A 23,394-nucleotide genomic window follows, 5' to 3' on the forward strand; every position below is an offset into this window, starting at 1 on the left:
GTTTCTTCTCGCAATGACGTACTAAAGAACTCTATTTCTTAATAATATCTACATAATAGATTAGTTTATTAGTTTTTAAGACATTATCATCACGCTGTAATATTACATTATCGAGTAGAATAAGTTGTTTATCATCAAAAAAATATTTAGCACTATCTGCAAGTAATAATTCATTATTTATTTTTCTTTCTACAGTCAATTTGGTCGGAATAACTATATAATCAATAGTTTGTTTATCATCTATTGTTTTATAAAAAATATATAATTCTTTTGTTCTAAGTATTGCATTATCGAAGTAAACAACAACATTTCCAAGATATTCTGCTTTTTGTTTGATTCTATCAATAATTAAAGTATCAGATGTTATATGTAAATTTGAAATATTTTTATCATTAGCATATATAGATATACTAACAGTAAGAAATACTACAAGTTTAATAATCCGATAAATCGATGATTGTAGAGACATTGCCTTTAAAAATTATAATATTATTTTTATCTTTCGTATTAAAACTATCTGAAGTAATTGAAGAGTTTTTATAAAGTAATTTAGCAGAGGAGTTGCCGGTTATATTCTTATTTACTAAATCAATCCTTGCATCGTTAGTGTTAAATATGATCTCATCAAAAAAAAGTTTTACATCGTTTTTTAAATCTAATATGTTTGATTCTTCATCTAAAAAGCCTTCTTTCGCATTGATAATAAGAGTTTGGTCTTGATTTACGTTATAAATAGCATTTATTATATCTAGTTTATATTTTTTATCCGACTCTTTTATAGTTCGCTCAGTTTTAATTTTATACGCATTTAAATTTTTATTTACTCCTTCAAAAATTGAATCTTTCAATATAATATTATATTTTAAATCAAAATTTTTAGTATCTTTTAAACTTTTTTTTGTAACGTTAATATCATTTTCTTCATTAATATAACCGCTTTTAATTAATATATATCCTATATACAAAATTCCAACTATTATTAAAAGATATACAGATTTCCAAATTTTTTTTCGCCGTTTATAAGAAGAGGGCATAGATTTCAGCTAACTCCGATGCGTAGTAAATCATGAATATGAATAATACCCGTAATAACATTATCGTCGACAATCGGTATATTAGTGATATTCTTGGCTTTCATTAAATTTAAAGCCTCTTTTGCAAATATTTCCGATGAGATATGAATAGGATTTTTGGTCATAATGCTTGAGGCTGTTTTTAAGTGAATTTGATCGTTAATATGACGACGTAAATCCCCATCAGTTATAATCCCTATCAAATTTTGGTTTTTATCCGTGACAAGTGTACAACCTAAACGTTTTTTATTCATAATAATTATAGTTTCGGCAAAGGAAGTATCTTCATATACTAAAGGTATTTCATTCCCCTCACGCATTAGGTTTTTAATTTTTGTTAATTAGCACCGATTGTACCTCCCGGATGATAAATTTTAAAATCATCTTTAGTAAAGCCTCGTTTTTCATGTATAACAGTCATTAAAGCATCACCGAGTGATAACATTATTAAAGATGATATAGTAGGAGCTCCAATTACAGAAGCTTCCGGATATTCAGGTACTATTAATAAAAAATCGCTTCTTTTAGCTAAAGTGGAATTTTTATTCATTGTCATTGCAGCAATTTTTATGGAAGAGTTCTTACAATATTCAATTATATTAAATAGCTCTTTAGTTTCACCGGAATTAGATAGCATAATTACTAGATCATTTCTCGTCACCATACCTAAATCGCCGTGACTTGCCTCTGCCGGATGTAAATAAAAAGCAGGCATACCGGTTGAAGAAAAGCTAGCAGCTATTTTTCTTGCAATATAACCGCTTTTGCCTATGCCGGTTAGGATTATCCGTCCTTTGAAAGATAGTAAAAATTCTATAATTCTGTTAAAGTCTTCAGGGATATTTTCAGATAATTTTTCTAAAGCACTTGCTTCACTAGAAATAACCCTCTTTGCGATGATTTGGTAATTATTTGTGTGGTTCATTTATTTACTGTCATACCGCGACTTGATCGCGGTATCCATTTAAATATTATTAGATACCGCGATCAAGTCGCGGTATGACACCGGATATACTATGACAACATCAATTAAAATACTTACGTTCCGTAATTGCTTCTTCTTTATCATTGTTAGAATCTTCATTCCAAGCTCGTTTTTTACTAGAATCACGTCGCTCAGGTTCTGAATTTTCCTTAGCATTATTAACATTATTTTTTGGCTTTGGATTATTTGAAGATTTATCCTTATCGGCATTTTTAATAGTTAGTTTTGCTTTGCCTTTATTATCAAAGCCTATCAGCTTAACTTTTACTATATCGCCTTGTTTTAAAACACTGCTAACCGTTTCTATTCTTTCTTCTGAAATTTCACTAATATGAACAAAGCCGTCTTTATTACCTAAATAATTAATAAAAGCACCGGAATCTAAGACTTTCATTACTGTACCGTTAAATATTTCACCGATTTCAGGTTCAACGGCAATAGCTTTAATTTTATCTAAAGCGACTTTTAGCTTATCTCTATCTGAAGCATAAACAGAAACGCTGCCGTCATCGCTTATATCTATTTTAGCACCGCTAGTTTCACAAATTTCCTTTATTACTTTACCGCCCGGTCCTATAATATCTCTAATTTTATCCTTATCTATTTTTATAGTAGTAGTAGAAGGAGCATTTTTACTTAGTTCGCTATTTGGTTTACTAATAACTTTATTCATTTGCTCAAGTATATGCAAACGACCGAGTCGTGCTTGCTCTAAAGCTACTGTCATTATTTTAAAATCTACTCCGGATATTTTGATATCCATTTGTAATGCAGTAATCCCTTCACTAGTTCCTGCAACCTTAAAGTCCATATCACCGAAATAATCTTCATCTCCAAGAATGTCGGATAATACTGCAAATTTCTTGCCTTCCTTAACAAGGCCCATAGCAATACCTGCAACCGGTGCTTTTATCGGTACGCCGGCATACATTAAAGCAAGAGAATTACCGCATACGGTTGCCATTGAAGAAGAACCGTTAGACTCTGTAGTTTCAGCAACTACTCTAATAGAATAAGGAAATTGTACTTTATTAGGTAATATTGGATTAATAGCACGCCATGCGAGTTTACCGTGTCCGACTTCACGACGACTAGGTGCTTTCATCGGCATTGCTTCATTTACAGAGTAGGGCGGAAAGATATAATTAAGCATAAAACGCTCTTTATACTCACCCTCTAAACTGTCAACTATCTGCTCATCTAAACTAGTACCGAATGTAGTGCTAACTAAGCTTTGCGTTTCGCCTCTAGTAAATAAAGCTGAACCGTGTGCGGAAGGTAATAAACCTATTTCACAAGCAATTTGTCTTATATCCGTGGTACTTCTTCCATCTATACGTCTATTTTTTTCTAAAATCTCGTTACGTAATATATCTGATTCAATAGATTTTAAAGCCGATTCGATTTGATAATTACTATATTTTTTATTTTCTATATCGCTTACAAAATGTGTAAAAACTTTTTCAGGTATTAAATCTAAATTAGTACTACGTTCCTGTTTAGATTTAATCGCAAAAGCTTGTTCAATTTCTTTTACAAATAACTTCTCAATTTCTTTCTTTAATGAGGCAGGATATAAATCTTGCATTTCAAGCTTTGGTTTTTTAGCTTCTTCTGCTAGTTCTTTAATTATCTTTATTACCGGCTGGAAGCTTTCAAATCCAAATTTTACGGCTTCTAACATTTGTTCTTCAGCGAGTAAATGAGCTTCCGATTCAACCATCATTACTGAATCTGATGTTCCTGCAACTACTAAATCAAGCTGACTTGTTTTTAATAATTCAAGTGTCGGATTTAAAACAAATTCACCATTGATTAAACCGACTTTACTTGCAGCAACTATTTCTAGATAAGGAGCAGGGGATAGGCTAAGGGCAGCCGATGCACCAATAACTGCAAGTATATCTACCGGAGTTTCAGGATCATATGAAAGAACACTGCAAGTTACATGCGTTTCATTCACAAAAGCCGGATGAAATAACGGTCTAATAGGTCTATCTATTAAACGAGATACTAAAACTTCTCTATCTGATGCTTTTCCCTCACGTTTAAAAAATCCTCCGGGGATTTTACCGGCAGCATACGCCATTTCTCTATAATTAATCGTTAAAGGAAAAAAGCCGATACCTTCTTTTGCTTTTTTAGCTACTACTGCTGTACATAATAAAACGGAATTACCCATTTTTACCGTAACTGCTCCGTCAGCTTGCCTTGCTATCTTACCTGTACTAAGCTCAAGAACTTTCCCGTTCCATGTAACACTCTTAGTTATTTCGTTAAACATCTATTTATCTCATTTCATAATTTATATTTTTTGTATTCTATCCCGTCATTGCGAGAAGAATTACGTAGTAATAAAGGCGAAGCAATCTCAGGAATATTTGACGAGATTGCCACGCAGCCTATGGCTATGACGGTTATTTAGCTACTTAATCTTTCTAATTCCTAGCTTACTTATTAAATCTAAATATTCGCTAACATTATTCTTTTTAATATAGTTAATTAATCTACGACGGCGTCCGACTAAAATTAATAATCCACGTCTTGAAGTATGATCTTTATGGTTAGATTTAAAATGCTCGGTTAAATTGTTGATTCTTTCAGTTAAGATAGCACATTGCACCGCACTTGAACCAGTATCATTTTCCGTTATAGCATATTCTTTAATTAATTGTTGTTTACGTTCTGTAGTAATCGACATCGATAATTTCTCCTTAAATTGTTATAATAAATTAAATACTCGTAAAGAATTAAAGCAACTCTTGTTTAAGCTACCTATTGCAAGCAGAGTGCCTTTATAGCGAACCCATAAAAGACTAACAGACATCTTCCCAAACTCTACTTCTAGAGGTAATTTGTACGTCAATCCGGTACTCGCATCCTCACGTACTAAAGTGTACGCTGCGGTGCTGCGTTCCGTGTTTCCTTCAAATTCCTCTCTATAAGCGAATTTGGAAAGACGTCTAAAGTCTTCTTCATAATCAAATTGGCATTTCTGCCCATATCTGATTTTTTGTGCTTGGCTGTCAGTTGCATCAAGAACCAGGATGTCGTCCAGTATTGCTTCTATCTTTATGCTTTTTTCCTCTAGGAAATTTTTGGTAATTTCGTCAGGTGATTTAATTCGGATAGCATTTTCTTCTTTAAATATTCCAACCTGAGTACGGCGTAATTCTATCACAAATCCTAAACTTTGCAAGGACAATGCCAAATCTTCTGCTAAAGTCCTTATATAAGTACCTTTTGAGCATTTCGTATAGTATGTAGCGGTAGCATTTTTCTCATCAAAATTTAAACATTTTAGATTAAAAATAGTTATATTTCTTGGCTTTAATTCTACTTCTTTCCCCTCTCTAGCCAATTTATAAGCTCTTACACCGTTAACTTTAAGAGCAGAAAAAGCCGGCGGTATTTGTGTTACGTTACCGATAAATTTAGAACATACGGTATAAGCCTCTTCTTGAGAAGGGATATAATCTTTCGTTGCTATTACGGTGCCGGCATAATCGCCGCTATCGGTTTTCGTTCCGAATTTTACGGTAAAAATATAGGTTTTTCTAGCATCAATTAGCAGCTGTATCAGCTTTGTAGCTTCACCTACGGCAAGGGGTAGTATCCCTTCCGCTTCAACATCTAAAGTACCGGCATGTCCTACCTTAACTTCTTTACCGAGTATTTTTTTTACCATGCTAACCAGTTTAGCAGAACTTATACCTATTGGTTTATAAATATTTAACCAATAACTATTCATTAATATATTCCCATAAAATGAAGGGTTGATAAGTTGAAACTTTTTCGTCATTGCGAGAAGACATTGTCGCGTGGATCAATTTCACCTCTGTCATCCCGTGGCTTGACCGCAGGATCCAGTTAAAATACTAAAATTATTAGTATTTGTTTATTATTTTTATGGATCCCGTGGTCAAGCCACGTGGTGACACAGTGGGTTTTACTAGTCCATGCAACAATGCCTTGCGAGAAGAATTACGAAGTAATTGACGAAGCAATCCAGTAAAAAAATGCTAATTTTAGCATTTTTTATTAATTTTTCTGGATTGTCACATGAACTAAAGTTCGCTCGCAATGACGATATCAACTCTTTTTAGTTAATACCTCAAATTAAACGAGTATATCCTTGACTTAAGTTTAGAAAATCTTTAATATATAATTCTAGCCAATAGCAAGATATAGGTTAGACCAAATAATGACGATTAACTCCAGTAATATAGAAAATCCTCCTTCTAAAATCAATAGCCGTTTTTCCAAACTTACAGATTATATCTGGCCTATAAAACGCCACGAAGTTTCTAAATTTTTATTCATCACTTTATTAATGTTCTGTATTTTATTTATCCAAAATCTAATCAGAGCTTTAAAAGATAGTATTGTTACTACTATGATAGGTGCTGAGACTATCTCATTTTTGAAGTTTTGGGGAGTGATGCCGTCGGCTTTCTTAATGACTGCTATCTATGTAAAACTTGTTAATAGGATGAAAGCAGAGAATATATTTTATCTTATTATATCAATTTTTTTGGCATTCTTTGCACTATTTGCTTATGTTATTTTTCCAAATCATGAAATACTGCATTTAAGCCCTGTAACCGTTCAAAATTTAACTGCAAATTTACCTAATTTAAAATGGTTTATATTGCTTTTATCAAAATGGAGTTTTTCGCTATTTTATATAATTGCTGAATTATGGCCAAACGTAGTTTTTGCATTACTTTTTTGGCAGTTTGTTAATAACATTACTACAGTGGAAGAATCTAAAAGATTTTATCCGTTATTCGGTCTACTTAGTCAAACAGGTATTTATTTAGCAGGGCAGTTTTTAGAAAATCTAAGTAATATTAATGATTACGTAACTAATAAATTTGCATTGCAATCGTCTTTTCATACACTTTCTATACAAATTATTCTAACTATAGTACTAATTTTAGGCATAATAGCTATTAAAACTTTTTGGCTGCTTAATCATAAAGTACTAGATAAAGAGCATATAGCGTTACTCAAATTTAAAGCAAAGAAAAAATCTATGACTATTGCCGAAAGTTTTCAAATGATTCTATCGTCAAGACATATTAGATTAATTGCAACTTTGCTTATCTGCTATGGCATTGCCATTAATTTAGTAGAATGTCCTTGGAAAGCAGCAGCTACTAAAATTTATAAAACTCCAACCGAATATGCAGCTTTTATAGGAAGTTATTTGAGCCACACCGGGGTATTTACTATTTTATTTGTCGTACTTGGTTCAAATATAGTTAGAAGACTTGGCTGGTTTACGGCGGCTGTTATAACACCTTTAATAGTTTTTATTACCGGTATATTATTTTTTGCTGTTAATAACTTTGAAGGATTTGCCGGCTTAATAATGGCAAACTTTATCCTAACCGATCCTGCTTTAATTGCTATAACAATAGGTGCTATTCAAAATGTGCTTAGTAAATCAAGCAAATATACCTTATTTGATTCAACAAAAGAAATGGCATATGTTCCTTTAGATCCGGAAATAAAAATAAAAGGTAAAGCTGCTGCCGACGTGATAGGTACAAAACTCGGTAAATCAGGCAGTGCATTTTTACAATCATTAGTATTTATAATATTACCTTCCGCTAGTTATCAATCTATTTCCATCTGTTTAATGATTATATTTATAATTACTTGCTTAACTTGGCTTTGGGCAACTAAAGAACTCAATAAAGAATATAAAAATTCTATTAAATTTTCTCAATAATAATATCAGTTTTTTCTTGATATTACTAAAATCTCTATATACTATCTTTGACAGTATAACACAAACTGTGAATTAATGTGTCATCCCGTGGCTTGACCACGGGATCCAGAAAACAGTTTAAAATACTAATTAATTCTAGTATTTTAAGCTGGACCCCGTGGTCAAGCCACGGGGTGACAGCGAAAAATTTGTGCTAATTAATTTTTGGTTAAATTAGAGGTTTTATGAGTAAAGATATTGATAATCCTGGATATGAAAGTGGATATGAGTCAGACACCGAAGAAAAAAAACAAGAGCAAGCTGTTCCTGCTCAACCTATTAGTAGTACTGCAAATAAAGACGGTAACCCCGATACAAGTAAGTTTGATCCTTTAGCAAATAAGGAATATACAGAAGAACAAGAACAAAAAGAGTATTTTTCTCAAACTACACCCCAAGAACTAGAAGCTGATGATGGTTTTAGCTTTACTCCTGCATCTTCTACTCAATCTACTCCTTCAATCAGTAGCTTATCGGGCAGTATTTCCCCTGACGGTCAGACATCAGACCCAATAACCAAGGCTGTAAGAGAAACAATTATACAACCACAAAAAGATGAGATAGAAGAGCAAATATTAAAAGACCTAGCAGCCCTTGCAGACCTTGATTTAGCTGAACAAAAAAGAAAAGAAATAGAAGAGGAAAAAGAGAAAGATAAAACATTAAGTGCTTTTTTCGGTAATCCGGCTAATAGAGAATTTATTGATAAGGCTTTAGAAAATCCTGAACTTAAAAAGAAATTAGAATCAATAGAAATAGCTGGCTATAAAAATGTTCTCTCAACATATAGTGCCGCTAATGGATATCAGGGTGGATTTAAGCCGGTACAGTGGGAAAACCAAATAAGTGCAAGCGATCTTAGAGCCACGGTAGTTAGAAATGATGAAGGCGATGAACTCTGTACCTTAAATGAAACAACTGTTAAAACTAAGTCTTTTACTGTAGCTAAACAAGACGGTACTCAGGTTCAAATCAATTCATATAGAGAAATAGATTTTCCTATAAAACTTGATAAAGCCGATGGGTCAATGCATCTATCAATGGTAGCATTAAAAGCCGATGGTACAAAGCCTTCTAAAGATAAAGCAGTATATTTTACCGCTCACTATGAAGAGGGACCAAACGGTAAACCTCAACTTAAAGAAATAAGCTCACCGAAACCTTTAAAATTTGCCGGAGACGGACCGGATGCGTTAGCTTATATTGAGCATGGCGGAGAAATTTATACACTTGCGGTAACACGCGGTAAATATCAAGAAATGATGCAAGAGGTAAAACTAAACCAAGGGCAGAGCGTTGATTTATCACAAACTATAGCTGAAGATTTAACAAAGGTACAAGGTCGAACTCAGGAAACACCGCAACCAATAATAACTCCGAATCAAGAATTAAAATCATCTATTGAAACGCCTACCACTACCCAAGTACCGCCAAATCAACCACTGCAACCTGAGATTTCACAAATGCCACAGCCGCAACAAGTGAATCCAAACCTCCTTAATGCAGATACAGCTTTATCAACCAGTATGCAAGATTTATTAAATAATGTAAATGCAGGTTTAACAAAAGAAAAAGACGGTAATAAACAAATTGATTTAATTAACGAAGCAGCCACGGCAATTCTTAATAATGAGAAAAGTGATATTGCTGAAAAGCAGGCTAATATCATTGCTTTAACTGAAAATACGGTCAATAATAACGATCTCACACCGGATACAAAAGTAGCTGGAGTAAATGCGGTATTAGAAACCATAAAAAATGATCAGAATACTCCAGACCTAGAAAAATCAAAAATGCTTGAAGCTACAGTAGCTATAGCTTTAAATTCAGAGAATCTTGAACCGAAGCAAAAACAGCAAATGTTAGAAAAGGCAGTAGATGTCGGTTTAAGTCTTAAAGATGATACAAGTAGAGCTACGGCAATTGAAGGTATTACGGATGCTGTAATAAAAAGTAACCTTTCTACTGAAGATAAAGGGACAATGCTTATAGCAGTAGGTGATAAGGTTAATGCCTCTGAATTAAGCAATGAGGAAAAACAAAAATTATTAGGTTCTGTATTAAAGAAAGGTGTAGAAGCCCAAATTCTCAGTCCGGAACAACAACAATTGATGCAGCAGAATTTAGATAAGATTACAGCAGAACAAACTAAAAAAGATACAATAAAAAAAGTAAATGATATTTTGTTTGATCCTCTAAGTAATACTGAATTAAAAACAACAAACATACAAGCCATTATGTCTAATGTTTTAGATAGTCCAGCTAAAGTAGAGGTGAAAAGTGAAATAATTGAAGGAATTACTAACACAGTTGCAGGAAGCTCGCTTGAAGCTAAAGCTAAAGACAAAGCAGAGATTGTTAAAGGGGTAGGTGAGACTATAGCTACTCATAGTGATACCTCTTTATCCTTACCTGATAAAGCACTTATTATGGCATCAGCGGAAAAAGGTATTGCAGAAAGTAAGACTGATTTACCTGATAGAGAGCTAATGACTAAAGGAGTAGATGGCATTTATGAAAGCAAAGCAAATCCTGAAATAACTTCTGAAATGACTAAAGCTGTTTCTAGAGGGATTGATAAGAGTACTGCTATACCGGAAGATAAACAACCTCTTAAAGATGCAGCGAGTGAGGCAGCTTTAGATAGAGAAACTCAAAATTTAACTAAAGGGTTAAAAGGACAGAATTTAGAAGAACCTAAGCCTCGTGATGATATAGCTCAAGATGTAGCGGATGCATTAAAAAATGTTATTACGCCTGTTTTAGATGCTCATCCTGAAAAACGTGAAGTCTCAGAAGAAGAAGTTGTGAAAAAAACTTCCAGTATATTAAATGATATCTCTAAGCTTGCAATTGAGAAAGTCAATAATTTTCGTGCTATGCTCTCTCCAGATGGTAATCTTAAAACTCTTGAAGAAAAAAAAGCTGAATCAACAAAAAAAGTAGATGAGCTGGTAAAGGAATTTGGTACTAAATCTTCTACTGAAGAACAGCAAAGTTTTATTAAAGCTAATTTAATTGATGATAAAACTTTATCTAAAGAGATACGTTTACAAACTATAGATAAGTTATTACAAGAACAAGCACAAAAACGAGCAGAAGCAATTGAAAACCCTAATGTTAAAACAGAAGATGTAAGGGTAGTATCAGGACAGTCTGAATTAAAACCTATAAGTAAAGATGAGCCGGATATTGAAAAAGCTAAAATGGTAGTAGGAAGAGATAAAGTTAATATCAAAGATAATATAAAAATTATGGGAGCATTAATGAATGCAAGAGATAGCATTATTCAGTCGGAAAATTTAAATAAATCAACACCTATTAAAAGAGAGTCTTCCTTTCCGCCACGCTAATCAAGATTTGTATGCTGTATGTTATAAAGGCAAGCAATGTCATTCCTAGCTAAAAGCGGGAATCTAGTAAAACATATAAAAACTAAGTTTTTATATGTTTATGTTATCAAATATGTAACTTCTGTATCTATATTAAAGTTATTTTTCCGGATTCCCGCTTCCGCGGGAATGACATAAATGATATCAAAACATAATCAGGAGATCAGCGTGTCTTTATGCGTTAGTTTTTAGTTTTTCTTTTCCGGCTAAACATTTTACTAGATTATTAACGGCTTGTTGTTCTTCCGTGCTATTAATTTTCATAAAATTTCTTGAAACTTCAATACACATACGTTGATGTTGAGTATGTACAGGCTGCGGTTTATTAGCTTCTTCTAAACCTTCAAAGAAATAATCAATATTCCTATCTAAAGCTTCTGCGATTAGTACTAGCCTTCCTACAGAAATTCTATTAATCGCTTTTTCGTATTTTTGTAATTGTTGATGAGTAACATCAATTACTTCAGCAAGTTGTTGACGAGACAACCCCTTAGCTAGTCTTAAAGAATAAATTTTCTTACCGATAAAACTATCGATTTTTTGTATAATATCGTTTTTTCTACCCATTATCTTCTCCTTTGGTTACTAATTATGTCTATATTTAAAAATTTTCTTTGAACAAAAATGATATTATCCTATATTATTATAAAACATTTGGTTATTAATAATTTAATATCATTAAACTTATCCAATTCTAAGTAGAAATAATACCATAAATTAATATTATAAGCAACTATAAAATAACATTTTTTAAGTTTTTTGTAATCATTTGGTAAATAATTATTAAAGAATCGTGCAAAATTATTTAAAAGATAAAATACGAATATCTTATGTTTTAAAAACTTATTTACTGAGGTATAAATTACAATTTATAAAAAATAAAATTTTGGTGTATTATAGAAAAATATAAAACTAATGCAAGAGAAAATTTCATTTCTATATCAATATTTCAAATCAAAGATAAAATATAGTTTCATTTTAATTATAAATTAATTATTTACAGCGAACTTATTTAAGGTTAAATATAAAATTAATAATAACAACTAAATCTTATAATGAGAAAAATTTTTAATTGTCTTTACGTAGCCTTATTTAGAACAATAGAAGATGATGGCGTTGAACATTCGGGATATATGTCATTCATGATACTTTTATCTATTTTCCCTTTCCTAGTATTCTTATTAGCTTTAACAAGCTTTTTAGGAGCTTCAGAACTTGGTCAAAATTTTATACAAATTTTTCTAGAGAGTCTTCCGGAACAAGCAACGGAATCAATAGAAAAAAGAATACGAGAATTACTAAGTGCTCCTCCTCAAAGTTTAATGAATCTTGCCATAGTAGGCAGTATTTGGACTGCTTCTTCTTTTGTAGAATGTTTAAGGACTATTTTAAATCGTGTATATCAAATAAAATCTCCCCCCCCTTATATAAGAAGAAGATTACTTAGTATTATACAGTTTCTTATAATTAGTGCCTTGATTACCTTTACTATGTTTCTTTTAGTGGTAATTCCAATATTATTTACAAAAATTCCGATAATATTAGAGACCATTGAAAAATATAAGATCATTTTAAATTTTATAAGATATTCTTTAATTTTAATTTTATTATTTTTAGGTGCCTCATCTTTGTATTATATATTACCTAATGTAAAACTAAATTTTATCGATGTATTTCCAGGGGCTTTATTAACTGTGATATTATGGGTAATAAGCGGCTATTTGCTTTCAACATATATAGTCTATTATAATCAACTAAATCTAATGTATGGTTCCCTTGGTAGTATAATAGTTACATTAATATTCTTCTATATTATAAATATGATATTTATCTATGGTGCGGAATTTAATTATCTAATGAAAAATTATGAAAATATAGAGTGAAGTGCGGCTTAAAGCATGTATGGACCTCCCTAATAATGCAAAAAAAAAATAACATTTAATAGCTAAAAAGCAAATGCAGTCATGTATCCAACTTATAATTGATAAATTACCTTACTTGTATATTTACCGTATAGCCCTGATGGAATTCGTTTGCCTACAAACTTTTACTTATCACTTAGACGACTTCTATAGAGCCTGTGCGTTAATCAGTTTTTTCGTAGGTTAAGGTTTGTCTTATTCACCATCAATATTATCTCTCACGCATATTTCGGATTGGAATTTTTACATATATTATTATCTAATTTATTCAGTTAATATTGGCAATTCAACAATATATTATTACCTTAATTAACTACAAACTTTAGTTTCGTTGTAATCATTGCCGGTACGTAATACTGCGAATACTATTCGTGCCAATTTATTTGCTACAGCAACGGTAGTTTTATTATGCCCGCATCGCTCCGATAAATTATACATCCACTGGGTAAATCTAGTAAAATCCTTTTTGTTTTTTTGTGCTTCAGTTGTAAACCTTAGCTTAGCATTTAATACCGCTCTTGCTCCTTGAATCAATAAAGTACGTAAATAAGTATCGCCTCTCTTGCTTATACTAAGTAACCTCTCTTTACCTCCACTCGAATGTTGTTTTGGTACTAAACCAAGCCATGCTGATAATTGTCTGCCATTATTAAAATATTTTGCATTACCTATTGAAGCTATCAATGCTGTAGCAGTAATTAAACCTATACCGGGTATAGATGTTAAACGTTTATATTGTTCTAACTCTGTTGCTAATATTTTTAATCGCTTTTCTAGCTCTATTATTTTTTTATCATTATCTATAAATTCTTCTTTTAACTCGATGAATGTTGTATAGCTTATTGGGCTTAAACCGCCACTATCTAAAACTTCTGTTAATTTAGCAGTAACTTTATTTATACCCTGAGGAATAGTAAAACCAAATTCATTTAGTAATCCTCTTATCTCATTGGCAAGTGCAGTACGATTTTTTACCAACCTTGCTCTTATCCTGTGAATCGACAAAATATCTCGTTGTCCTACACTTTTTATCGGTACATATCTCATATTCGGTCTTGTTACTGCTTCACAAATCGCTTCGCTATCTGCCTGATCGTTTTTATTAGTTTTAACATATGGTTTTACAAATTGTGGTGCTATTAGTTTAACCTCATGACCTAATTTTGTTATTTCTCTTGCCCAATAGTTAGCTCCGCCGCAAGCCTCCATACCTACTAAACATTTTGGTAAGTTAGCTATATAACTCAACACCTGATCTCTCATCAATTTTTTCTTTAATATTGCTTTGCCATTTTTATCTAATCCATGAATTTGAAAAATTCTTTTTGCAATATCTATGCCAATTGTGGTAACTTCCATTTGGACCTCCTTGTTGTTGCCTAGGATTAATTTCCTATTCTAGAACAATAATACATTATTATTGATTCCGTATATAGGGAGGTCCATACCATTACTTCATAAATATTTAGTTTTACAAAAATAAAATAATTAATTGAAACAATTTCGGCAGTTTTATATTTAAAACTATCTTTATTTTAGTTGTAAAAAAACAATTATTTTTTAGTTTTTAGGTTTTACGAACAAAATACAAATTATTTAAAAAACTCCGGTTTAAATAACATAAAGCTATCCTGAGATGATGTAGGTAACGGAGTTAAATTATATTGCGGATCGAAAGCGTTCCCATAAATTTTTTCTATTTTTTGGAGCGAACTTGGAGATTTTAAAGCCAACAATATTGATTTTAAAATAGTAAAAATTGCTATATATGGATCGGTTTCAGGAGAAGATAAGCGATGTTCTAAACGTTTGGGAAAAGAATTCGGAATTCGTACGGCTACGCTTCTATTATTTCCACCGTATGATATATGCGTAGGAGCCATAAATTTTTTATTTATCCGTGAATAATCTAGAGTAGTCGGCATAAAAGCGAGTAGGGTGTCTAGCATATAGTGACATAGCCCTTGTGCTGCTAAAATTATATAATAATCATTAAACTCTGAATTAAAATTAATATGAAAATGCATACTATTACCATAATCATCCAAAAACGGCTTAGGAAAAAAATCTATATAACCGTTTAACTGCTGTGCCATTTTTTTTAAAATAGTTTTAACCTCTAATATATTTTTTATATATTGTATTAGGTTTACAGAAGGAGGAAGATCTATTTCAAATTGATTATTGCCTTTTTCTTTTTTTATTTTAGAAATTTTAAATCTAGCTAAGTATTTTCTTGAAAGTATTTCAAATTTAGCTATATCAATATTGTGACTTAAATAAAACTCTATTTCTACGCCGATAATAGGGATTAGGTTATAGTCTTGATGAAATTGTGCTATTATTTTTTCTAGCTGTTTATTTTTTTGTAAACGACCGGATAAAGTATTAATATAACTATTATAATTAATATGGGGTATTTTCATGGAAAGATTAATAAACGGATCAGTTTATTATAAAATTTATGATAAAACATTCAATAATTCAAGTCATAGATATATAAAAAAAAATAACTCTATAAATGAAACAGAAATAGTTGAAAACAAAAAATCTATTACTACTTATTTTAAAGCACAAGATATTTTAATTTTAAACCAAGTACATAGCAATCAAATTGTTAATGCTGATGAGTCCATAATAGCAGTACCTGAAGCAGATGGAAGTATTACAACTAAGAAAAATTTAGTATTAGCGGTACAATCGGCAGATTGTGTACCGGTATTACTTGCAAGCGGCGACGGTAAAATAATCGGAGCGGCACATGCGGGCTGGAAAGGAAGTATAAATAATATTATTAGTAATATAGTTACTAAAATGACAGAAAAAGGAGCAAAGAATTTAATAGCAATTATAGGTCCTGCTATAGCTCAAAATTCATATGAGGTTGATGATGAATATTATAAAGCTTTCTTAAGTAAAGATATTAACAATAAACAGTTTTTTATAAACTCAATAAAAGAAAATCATTATATGTTTGATTTACCGGCTTTTGTAGAGTTAAAACTTAAAGAAGCCGGTGTTAAAGATATAAAAAATATCGGTGAAGATACTTACACAAATCCGTTAAAATACCCAAGTAAAAGACGCTCATATCATTTGCAAGAACCTTATAATCAGAATATATTATCAGCTATCGTAATTAAATAACGGCATTGTTAAATAAGGCTAAGTCATTGCGAGCGACTAAAAGGAGTACGGGAATCTCAGGATTTTGGCACGAGATTGCTTCGTCAAAACTTACAGTTTTTCCTCGCAATGACGATATCTATCTTTATTTAGCAATGCAAAAATAACTCTTCATTTATCTGGAGTATATTAATGAATCAAGAGAAACATTACTATCAAATAGTTTATGCACCAAACGATATTTTTAAAAAACAAGCAGAATATATAGACATTGTTGATGATAATATTCGTACTATTGTCGACAAAATGCTTCAGACTTTACATATAGAAAGGGCAGTGGGCTTGGGTGCTAATATGGTAGGAATATTAAAGCGTATAGCGGTAGTTGACCTACATGAAAATAATAAATCATCGCCTATAGTTTTTATTAACCCGGAAATAACTTATTTTTCGGAAGAAAAACAAACTTTTATTGAGGGTTCTTTATCATTTCCAGGCATTGAAGCATCTATTACACGATCAAAAGCAATCAAGGTAAAATATCTTGATTACAACGGTAATAAACAAGAGCTAGAAGCAGAAGGCTTTTTAGCAACTGTAATTCAGCATGAAATAGATTATTTAAACGGCAAAACTTTCTTAGATTATGTATCAAAACTTAAGCGTGATACACTCCTTAAAAAGATGCTAAAGCATATCAAACTCCATCCTCCACATATTCACGGTAGCGGTTGTCGGCATTAAAGTTTTTGACATTTGAATTTAAAATATGTTATAATTAACTAGTTAATTATATGAAAAACGTAATTACGGCCTTTGATGCTAAAACCCATTTTTCTAAGTTATTAGACCGTGCTAGTAAAGGCGAAGAAATTTTAATTACTAAAAGAGGTAAAGCTGCTGCAAAAATTGTTCCTATTGATTCTCATAATAATATTGAGATTGCAAACATTGCAGCTCTTAGACTTCGGAAACTTGCAAAAGAAATTAATTTACAACCATCGGATTTAGAAGTATGGCTAAATTACAGAAATGAGGGTAAAAAGTAAAAAATGGTCTCTTTTGTTTTAGATTCTTCAATAGCTTTATCATGGCTTATGCCGGATGAAGTAGCAAGCTTGGATATACTAGATAAAACCATAACGGAAGGAACAATCGTCTCTTCTATTTGGGGACTTGAGATTGGAAATGTATTATTATGTGCAGAGCGTGCAAAACGTCTTACTTCCAATCAACGCCACCAAGCAATTTATACTTTAAAAGATATTTACATCAAAGTTGATCAAATAACCTTAGAACACACATGGTTTGAAACAATGGATTTAGCGTTGCAGTATGGATTAACACTTTATGATGCTAGCTATTTAGAGTTAGCATTACGCTGTGGGTTACCAATAGCAACCCTTGATAAATCCTTAAAACAAGCAAGTAAAGCTGCCGGGATAGTAGTGTTGTGATTACATCTTCACAAGTCGTAGCCAAGCTTCCCAGTCACGTTTGCCTAAATCTTCTTCAAACGATAATAAGTCTTTTACCGTCTGCTTACATATTTCTACGGAAGGAACTATAAGCTCTTGTTGTTTTATAGAATTTAGCAAGCATTGTGTTTTACAAGCTTGTTCCAAATGGTAAGTATAAAACATAGTTTCATGAATAGTTTTGCCGCAGGTAATAGCACCGTGATTACGAAGTAACATCACATAATTCTGTTTAAGGTCAGTAACAAGTCTACTACTCTGTTTGTCAGCATCTAATACTAGAGAATTATAATCATGATATGATATTCTGTCATAAAAATGTAATGCCCATTGACTGAGCGGTAAAAGCCCGCATTTTAAAGCAGAAACAGCTATACTTGCGGGAGTATGATAATGAAAAACAGCAGAAATATCAGGGCGTGCTTTATAAATACTACCATGAATAAAGTAACCGGTTTTATTATATTGATATTCTTCCCCTTCTAAAATTTTTCCGTCTAAACTAACTTTTAAAAGATTCTCCGTAGTTACTTCTTCAAACCTTAGTCCAAAAGGATAAATATAGTAAAAATCGGCATTTTTAGGTCTTGCGGATAGATGCGTATAAGTATGATCATCCAGCGATAAATACGCCATTATTCGGTAAGCGGCAGCTAAATTATATTTTATATCCATAATTGTTAAAATCTATATTGGTTTTATGTCATTCTTGCGTGGGCATTGGTCTCGTTTATGTCATTCCCGCTTTTAGCGGTGTTGTTGGCATGGCTCAAAAATTGTTGCAAATTCGGCTATGTCATTCCCGCAAAAGCGGGAATCCAGCATAAAGCGAGATAAATCGAGCTTTTAATTTTAAAAATTTACTGTATTTATGTTTTTTTCTGGATTCCTGCTTTCGCAGGAATGACATAAAACGAGCCATGCAACAACGCCGCTTTTAGCTAGGAATGACATAGGAGCTGTGCAACAAATCTCCAAAAGCTATTTAAAGGGAGCGTATACCGTTTTTTCCTCGGTTTCTATAATCGTTTCTTTAGGGGTTTTTATACATTCTTGTAAATATTTTTTATCTAAATACGGTGCTAGATTATAATTTAATACATAACATTGTAAATTATCTTTCTTACCGCTAAAATTAAATTCAATTTTATTGCCTTGCTCTAATAGCTTTTTAATCTCTGTCGTTTGCTGGATAAAATTCTTTTGTTCTAAGATTAAGTGTTTGATTCTTAATATATTTTTTACTACAGAAAACGTAGAAACAGCAAGAAGCAGAAGGAATATAAATAATTCTTTATTACTTTGCTTATTTAAGAAAATACTATTTTTAACATATGAAGCTGCAATCATTCCGATAGCTATAACATAACATCCTAGATATCTAAGTAACGATGCTCCTCTAATTGCCTCCTCATAGCTAAAGTTAAAGAAATATAAATATAATCGCCACAAGGCAAAAATTATAAAACAAGCAAACATACTTATCAGAAAAAATTTATATTCTTTCAGCAAATCTGGGTTATATTTACGAATTCCGTACCATGCAGCTATACAAATAGTATATACAACTAAACTTCCTTCTTTTACTAAAAATAACAAGAGAAATTTACCGTAATTTAGTAATAATGCTCTATGCTGCTCATTAAAATTTTCAACAATATATATTAAATTGCTAAAACTATGTTCGCCTCTGTCAAAAAAATCATGAGTATTTTTAAAATAACTCATCCAAATAAAATTACACAAAATTGGTAAGGTAAGTAGTATCAGATATACAATATAATCACTTGATTTTTTAGGTTTTTTATAGAAAATTGTATAATGAGCTATAAGAATTATTGAAGCAAAACTTGCAAACCATGTTCCAATTTCTCGGAAAAGTGCAAGCAATATCGTAATAGGTAAAATAAGCAATAATGCTTTTTTCTTGTCTTCCTCAAGTATATAAATCGTAAAAATAGCTCCGAACATCAAGCCGATAGTACTATCATTATATATTGAGCGAATTCCAGTCGTATATAATACTACGCTGCAAAGTAAAAGTGAAAACAACATTCCGGTTTGCCAGAGCTTCTTATTTGCGGCTAAAGGAGCTAGAAATGCTAAATGTAATAAGAAATGAGCAAATAATACGTTACCGTCTGAATAGCCTGAAAGTGAAAGCATAAAATAGTGATAAACGGCAGCACTTCTTGGATAATGGGCATGAGTAGTAATAATGGAAGTTAATGAAGACTGATTCTCAAAAACACCGAAATATAGCAATTCTTTAGTAAATATCCCCCAGTGTGAGAAATCATCATAAGCATGCAGCGATGCTTCTCTTGTATAAAGAAAAAATAAAAGAATCAATAAAGTAAATACGATGATTTCAATTATATTTTTTCTAGATTCCCGCTTTTGCGGGAATGACATAAAAGGCGAGGATGACATGAAAGGGAAAGATAACATGAAAGAGGTGAATGACCTGAGAGCTAAAAATATACCGATGAAATAACTTACATATGTTGCAGCCGGTAATAGCTTTAACATAGCAAAACAATATAAAATCGGTACTAATATGCTGATTGTTACGGGAATAGTGAAGGTCAATTTTGTTTTGAAATATTTGGCAAAAAAAGATGAAAACCCAAAAAGGCTTAATATCGGTATTATGATCATATTAATTTGTAAATAATTTTTTGGTCATTGCAAGGAGCTATAAAACCCACTATGTCATCCTGTGGCTTGACCACGGGGTCTATAAAAACACTAAAAAATACTAATAAATTTAGTATTTTTAACTGGATCCCGTGGTCAAGCCACGGGATGACAGAGGTGAAATTGATCCAGGCGGACAACGCCTTTATCACCCGTGTTTAATCTTAGCTTGTGCTGCGGCGATTCTTGCTATAGGGATACGGTATGGAGAGCAAGAAACATAGTTTAAATTCATTCTATGGAAAAATTCTATAGATGCAGGATTGCCTGCATGCTCCCCGCAAGCACCTAACTTTAAATTAGCATTACTGCTTTTTCCTCGTTTTATAGCAATTTCAATTAATTCTCCTACACCTTCTTCATCTAGAGTAGTAAATGGATCGGATTCAAAAATCTTCTCTTCTAAATAATATGGGAGGAAAGATGCAATATCATCTCTAGAAATTCCGTATGTAGTCTGAGTTAAATCATTAGTCCCAAAACTAAAATAGTCAACTTCCTTAGCTATTTTCTTACTGCCGAGTGCTGCCCTTGGTAGTTCTATCATAGTACCGAGCGTAAAAGAAAATTTATATCTATAACGTTGCTCTAATTCCTCTATTACCTCATAAATATCCATTTTAAGCTTTTTTATTTCACCTACATTGCTAATTAAAGGAATCATTAGTTCTAAGTTACATTCTATATGTTCTTTTTTATGTAGCTCAAAAATAGCCGTAAAAATTGCTTCAATTTGCATTTGGTAAATTTCCGGTGAACATATACCAAGTCTACATCCACGGTGACCGAGCATAGGATTTACTTCGTGCATAGCATGAAGACGTTGATTAATCATGGATAACGGTAGATTTAAGCTATTTGCCAAATTCTTTTTATCTTCTTCGGTAGTAGGTAAAAACTCATGTAACGGCGGATCAAGTAATCTAATATTTACCGGTTTATCTTTCATTACTCTGAATAAAGCTTTAAAATCCTCCATTTGCAGAGGTAATAATTTCTGCACGGCAAGCTTTCTACGTTCTATATCAGGAGCAATAATCATTTCCCTTACTAAAGGAATTTTATTTTTATCAAAAAACATATGTTCGCTACGACACAAACCTATACCTTGAGCCCCCAATTTTATAGATACTAAAGCATCGTTAACTGTTTCGGCATTTGCACGAACTTTTAAGCTACTAATCTCGTCTGCCCAATCTAAAATTAATTTTGATTCCTCACTGAAAGTAGGTTGAATTAACGGCATTTCACCTAAGAAGATTTTGCCGATACCTCCGTCAATCGTTATAATATCACCTTGTTTAATAACTATGTCGCCTGCTGTTAATATTTGCTTTTTCTCATCTATAGATAAATTACTTGTACCGCAAACACAAGGCTTCCCCATACCTCTTGCCACAACTGCGGCATGTGAAGTCATTCCCCCTCTAATAGTTAAAATACCTGAAGAAACATGCATTCCGTTAATATCCTCAGGGCTAGTATCATGGCGTACTAAAATTACTTTATGATGATGAGATAATTTTTCGGCATCATAAGGTGAAAATACTGCAATACCTGTTGCAGCCCCAGGAGAAGCAGGTAGACCCTCGGCAATAGAAGTAAGCCCCTTACTGTAATCAATTCTTGTATGTAATAATTGATTTAATGATTCCGGATCGATTCGCATTAAGGCTTGTTCTTTAGAAATAAGCTTCTCTTCTACCATTTGTACGGCAATATTAATAGCAGCGATGACTGTTCTTTTTGCAGTACGTGTTTGTAAGATATATAGCTTATTATTTTCTATAGTAAATTCTATATCCTGCATATCTAAGTAATGCTCTTCAAGCTTTTTCGCAATTTGTGATAATTCCTTAAACACTTCCGGCATCATTGCTTGCATAGAATTTGAATCATTTGCAATAATAGGCATAGGTGTTCTAGTTCCCGATACTATGTCTTCACCTTGAGCATTTATTAAAAACTCTCCAAAGAGCTTTTTTTCTCCTGTAGAAGGTGATCTAGTAAACGCAACTCCCGTAGCTGAAGTTTTACCTAAATTACCAAAAACCATTGCTTGGATATTAATAGCCGTACCGAAACCCTCCGAAATATTATTGATTTTTCTATATATAACCGCTCTATTACTCATCCAAGAATGTAGCACCGCTTTAATTGCCGATTCTAACTGTTCATAAGGATCATTAATTAGTTGCTTAGTATACTTAATATGCAACCGTTTGAAATCATCAATAATTTTTTCTAATAATTCTACGGTAATATCGCTATCTTTATGAATATCGGCTTGAATCTTGTGCTTTTCATAAATTTGTTCAAATAGATCACTAGGTATAGATAATACCGTTGAACCATACATTTCTAGAAATCTTTTGTAACTATCAAGAGCAAATCGTTTATCACCACAGGAATCCGCAAGAGCATTGCACACTTCGTTATTCATTCCAAGATTAAGGATAGTATCCATCATTCCAGGCATTGAAACCGTAGAACCCGAACGCACCGATAATAATAGGGGATTGCTTGTACTACCGAAAATTTTACCGGTAGTTATTTCAAGTTCGGTGATAGCTTTTTTTAAGTCGTTTTGAAAATTTTTAGGAAAGTTATTATTGTGGGTATAAAAGTAATTACATAGCTCTGTAGTTATTATAAAACCATCAGGAATAGGTAGTTTTAGATTAGACATTTCAGCAAGACCGGCACCTTTATTACCAAGTACATTCTTCATGCTAGCGTTTCCATCACTACCATTACTGCCAAAATAATAAATTAATTTTTTCATATCATATATCAAAATTTGCTAACAATTTATGTGTTTAGAAGCATTAAATACATATTTATACAGTATGAAAAAAATAGTAGCAATGTTAAATTAAGAATATCTTTAATAAAATAGTTGAAATTTTAAATTTGTTATTATACTTATTAATTTAATT

At 32.0% G+C, this 23,394-nt stretch carries 19 protein-coding genes and 1 pseudogene; 8 read left to right on the forward strand and 12 right to left on the reverse strand.

Going from position 1 to position 23,394, the window contains the following annotated elements; all coding sequences use genetic code 11:
• Window positions 1–31 precede the first annotated feature (31 nt).
• From ACE38Q_RS02425 to truB, 6 genes and pseudogenes are all read right to left on the reverse strand, one after another.
• A complete protein-coding gene (locus ACE38Q_RS02425) occupies window positions 32–469 on the reverse strand; it encodes an LptA/OstA family protein (protein ID WP_500189966.1) in 438 nt (145 codons plus the stop codon).
• The gene (lptC, locus tag ACE38Q_RS02430) at window positions 435–1,034 is read right to left on the reverse strand and encodes an LPS export ABC transporter periplasmic protein LptC (protein WP_500189967.1); all 600 of its coding nucleotides are present in this window, start codon (window positions 1,032–1,034) and stop codon (window positions 435–437) included. The genes ACE38Q_RS02425 and lptC overlap by 35 nt, the downstream gene beginning before the upstream one ends.
• Before the next feature lie 5 nt (window positions 1,035–1,039).
• Window positions 1,040–1,998 (reverse strand): annotated as a pseudogene (locus ACE38Q_RS02435) (KpsF/GutQ family sugar-phosphate isomerase).
• 100 nt (window positions 1,999–2,098) lie between these two features.
• Window positions 2,099–4,342 carry a polyribonucleotide nucleotidyltransferase gene (gene pnp, locus ACE38Q_RS02440; RefSeq protein ID WP_500189968.1) on the reverse strand — a complete coding sequence of 748 codons (2,244 nt, stop codon included), beginning with the start codon at window positions 4,340–4,342 and terminating at the stop codon, window positions 2,099–2,101.
• 141 nt (window positions 4,343–4,483) lie between these two features.
• A complete protein-coding gene (gene rpsO / locus ACE38Q_RS02445) occupies window positions 4,484–4,759 on the reverse strand; it encodes a 30S ribosomal protein S15 (protein ID WP_500189969.1) in 276 nt (91 codons plus the stop codon).
• 21 nt (window positions 4,760–4,780) lie between these two features.
• Entirely contained in the window at window positions 4,781–5,809 is a 1,029-nt protein-coding gene (gene truB / locus ACE38Q_RS02450) for a tRNA pseudouridine(55) synthase TruB (RefSeq protein ID WP_500191220.1), read from the reverse strand.
• A gap of 453 nt (window positions 5,810–6,262) precedes the next feature.
• Here truB and tlc4 point away from each other — a divergent pair, with 453 nt between their 5' ends.
• Together tlc4 and ACE38Q_RS02460 are read left to right on the forward strand one after the other, a co-directional pair.
• Window positions 6,263–7,798 (forward strand): NTP/NDP exchange transporter Tlc4, encoded by a 1,536-nt coding sequence (gene tlc4, locus ACE38Q_RS02455; protein ID WP_500189970.1) that lies wholly within the window; start codon window positions 6,263–6,265, stop codon window positions 7,796–7,798.
• Window positions 7,799–8,022: 224 nt separating this feature from the next.
• Entirely contained in the window at window positions 8,023–11,190 is a 3,168-nt protein-coding gene (locus tag ACE38Q_RS02460; RefSeq protein ID WP_500189971.1) for a Sca4 family spreading effector, read from the forward strand.
• Window positions 11,191–11,403: 213 nt separating this feature from the next.
• Here the strand turns inward: ACE38Q_RS02460 and ACE38Q_RS02465 are convergent, their stop codons facing one another.
• Window positions 11,404–11,796, reverse strand: coding sequence for a helix-turn-helix domain-containing protein (locus ACE38Q_RS02465; protein WP_011271056.1), 393 nt, complete (start codon window positions 11,794–11,796; stop codon window positions 11,404–11,406).
• A gap of 488 nt (window positions 11,797–12,284) precedes the next feature.
• Between ACE38Q_RS02465 and ACE38Q_RS02470 the strand changes: the two genes are divergently transcribed.
• A complete protein-coding gene (locus ACE38Q_RS02470; RefSeq protein ID WP_011271057.1) occupies window positions 12,285–13,112 on the forward strand; it encodes a YihY/virulence factor BrkB family protein in 828 nt (275 codons plus the stop codon).
• A 348-nt stretch (window positions 13,113–13,460) separates the two neighbouring features.
• Here the strand turns inward: ACE38Q_RS02470 and ACE38Q_RS02475 are convergent, their stop codons facing one another.
• Window positions 13,461–14,510, reverse strand: coding sequence for an IS110 family RNA-guided transposase (locus tag ACE38Q_RS02475; protein ID WP_500189972.1), 1,050 nt, complete (start codon window positions 14,508–14,510; stop codon window positions 13,461–13,463).
• Window positions 14,511–14,743: 233 nt separating this feature from the next.
• On the reverse strand, window positions 14,744–15,577 hold the full coding sequence (locus tag ACE38Q_RS02480) for a type I glutamate--ammonia ligase (RefSeq protein ID WP_500189973.1): 834 nt from the start codon (window positions 15,575–15,577) through the stop codon (window positions 14,744–14,746).
• On the opposite strand from ACE38Q_RS02480, the gene pgeF reads away from it, so the two are divergent.
• The 4 genes from pgeF to ACE38Q_RS02500 all read left to right on the forward strand — a co-directional run bounded on the left by pgeF (window position 15,576) and on the right by ACE38Q_RS02500 (window position 17,734).
• A complete protein-coding gene (gene pgeF, locus ACE38Q_RS02485; protein ID WP_500189974.1) occupies window positions 15,576–16,298 on the forward strand; it encodes a peptidoglycan editing factor PgeF in 723 nt (240 codons plus the stop codon). The two genes, ACE38Q_RS02480 and pgeF, sit on opposite strands and share 2 nt — an antisense overlap.
• A gap of 171 nt (window positions 16,299–16,469) precedes the next feature.
• Entirely contained in the window at window positions 16,470–17,021 is a 552-nt protein-coding gene (def, locus tag ACE38Q_RS02490) for a peptide deformylase (protein ID WP_500189975.1), read from the forward strand.
• Window positions 17,022–17,071: 50 nt separating this feature from the next.
• Window positions 17,072–17,326, forward strand: a complete 255-nt coding sequence (locus tag ACE38Q_RS02495; protein WP_500189976.1) for a type II toxin-antitoxin system Phd/YefM family antitoxin — start codon at window positions 17,072–17,074, stop codon at window positions 17,324–17,326.
• 3 nt (window positions 17,327–17,329) lie between these two features.
• Entirely contained in the window at window positions 17,330–17,734 is a 405-nt protein-coding gene (locus ACE38Q_RS02500; RefSeq protein ID WP_500189977.1) for a type II toxin-antitoxin system VapC family toxin, read from the forward strand.
• Here the strand turns inward: ACE38Q_RS02500 and ACE38Q_RS02505 are convergent, their stop codons facing one another.
• Together ACE38Q_RS02505 and ACE38Q_RS02510 are read right to left on the reverse strand one after the other, a co-directional pair.
• Window positions 17,735–18,430: a class II aldolase/adducin family protein gene (locus ACE38Q_RS02505; RefSeq protein WP_500189978.1), complete on the reverse strand. Its 696-nt coding sequence runs from the start codon at window positions 18,428–18,430 to the stop codon at window positions 17,735–17,737.
• Window positions 18,431–18,736: 306 nt separating this feature from the next.
• Complete coding sequence (locus ACE38Q_RS02510) at window positions 18,737–20,287, reverse strand: hypothetical protein (protein WP_500189979.1); 1,551 nt, start codon at window positions 20,285–20,287, stop codon at window positions 18,737–18,739.
• A gap of 28 nt (window positions 20,288–20,315) precedes the next feature.
• On the opposite strand from ACE38Q_RS02510, the gene ACE38Q_RS02515 reads away from it, so the two are divergent.
• Window positions 20,316–20,432 carry a pyruvate phosphate dikinase gene (locus ACE38Q_RS02515; RefSeq protein WP_318248848.1) on the forward strand — a complete coding sequence of 39 codons (117 nt, stop codon included), beginning with the start codon at window positions 20,316–20,318 and terminating at the stop codon, window positions 20,430–20,432.
• 171 nt (window positions 20,433–20,603) lie between these two features.
• On the opposite strand, the gene ppdK is transcribed toward ACE38Q_RS02515, so the two are convergent.
• Window positions 20,604–23,240 carry a pyruvate, phosphate dikinase gene (ppdK, locus tag ACE38Q_RS02520; protein ID WP_500189980.1) on the reverse strand — a complete coding sequence of 879 codons (2,637 nt, stop codon included), beginning with the start codon at window positions 23,238–23,240 and terminating at the stop codon, window positions 20,604–20,606.
• Window positions 23,241–23,394: the final 154 nt, after the last annotated feature.

The organism is Rickettsia endosymbiont of Thecocarcelia acutangulata, from assembly GCF_964263195.1.
GTDB lineage: Bacteria > Pseudomonadota > Alphaproteobacteria > Rickettsiales > Rickettsiaceae > Rickettsia > Rickettsia felis.

Excerpts from the sequence above, each read along its gene's own strand:
- ACE38Q_RS02470 (WP_011271057.1), top strand. The coding sequence starts at position 12,285 with ATGAGAAAAATTTTTAATTGTCTTTACGTAGCCTTATTTAGAACAATA.
- rpsO (WP_500189969.1), bottom strand. The coding sequence starts at position 4,759 with ATGTCGATTACTACAGAACGTAAACAACAATTAATTAAAGAATATGCT.
- ACE38Q_RS02515 (WP_318248848.1), top strand. The coding sequence starts at position 20,316 with ATGCTGATTGTTACGGGAATAGTGAAGGTCAATTTTGTTTTGAAATAT.
- ACE38Q_RS02505 (WP_500189978.1), bottom strand. The coding sequence starts at position 18,430 with ATGGATATAAAATATAATTTAGCTGCCGCTTACCGAATAATGGCGTAT.
- truB (WP_500191220.1), bottom strand. The coding sequence starts at position 5,809 with ATGAATAGTTATTGGTTAAATATTTATAAACCAATAGGTATAAGTTCT.
- pgeF (WP_500189974.1), top strand. The coding sequence starts at position 15,576 with ATGGAAAGATTAATAAACGGATCAGTTTATTATAAAATTTATGATAAA.
- ACE38Q_RS02460 (WP_500189971.1), top strand. The coding sequence starts at position 8,023 with ATGAGTAAAGATATTGATAATCCTGGATATGAAAGTGGATATGAGTCA.
- lptC (WP_500189967.1), bottom strand. The coding sequence starts at position 1,034 with ATGCCCTCTTCTTATAAACGGCGAAAAAAAATTTGGAAATCTGTATAT.
- ACE38Q_RS02500 (WP_500189977.1), top strand. The coding sequence starts at position 17,330 with ATGGTCTCTTTTGTTTTAGATTCTTCAATAGCTTTATCATGGCTTATG.
- pnp (WP_500189968.1), bottom strand. The coding sequence starts at position 4,342 with ATGTTTAACGAAATAACTAAGAGTGTTACATGGAACGGGAAAGTTCTT.
- ACE38Q_RS02510 (WP_500189979.1), bottom strand. The coding sequence starts at position 20,287 with ATGTTAAAGCTATTACCGGCTGCAACATATGTAAGTTATTTCATCGGT.
- ACE38Q_RS02480 (WP_500189973.1), bottom strand. The coding sequence starts at position 15,577 with ATGAAAATACCCCATATTAATTATAATAGTTATATTAATACTTTATCC.
- tlc4 (WP_500189970.1), top strand. The coding sequence starts at position 6,263 with ATGACGATTAACTCCAGTAATATAGAAAATCCTCCTTCTAAAATCAAT.
- ACE38Q_RS02425 (WP_500189966.1), bottom strand. The coding sequence starts at position 469 with ATGTCTCTACAATCATCGATTTATCGGATTATTAAACTTGTAGTATTT.
- ppdK (WP_500189980.1), bottom strand. The coding sequence starts at position 23,240 with ATGAAAAAATTAATTTATTATTTTGGCAGTAATGGTAGTGATGGAAAC.
- ACE38Q_RS02465 (WP_011271056.1), bottom strand. The coding sequence starts at position 11,796 with ATGGGTAGAAAAAACGATATTATACAAAAAATCGATAGTTTTATCGGT.
- ACE38Q_RS02495 (WP_500189976.1), top strand. The coding sequence starts at position 17,072 with ATGAAAAACGTAATTACGGCCTTTGATGCTAAAACCCATTTTTCTAAG.
- def (WP_500189975.1), top strand. The coding sequence starts at position 16,470 with ATGAATCAAGAGAAACATTACTATCAAATAGTTTATGCACCAAACGAT.
- ACE38Q_RS02475 (WP_500189972.1), bottom strand. The coding sequence starts at position 14,510 with ATGGAAGTTACCACAATTGGCATAGATATTGCAAAAAGAATTTTTCAA.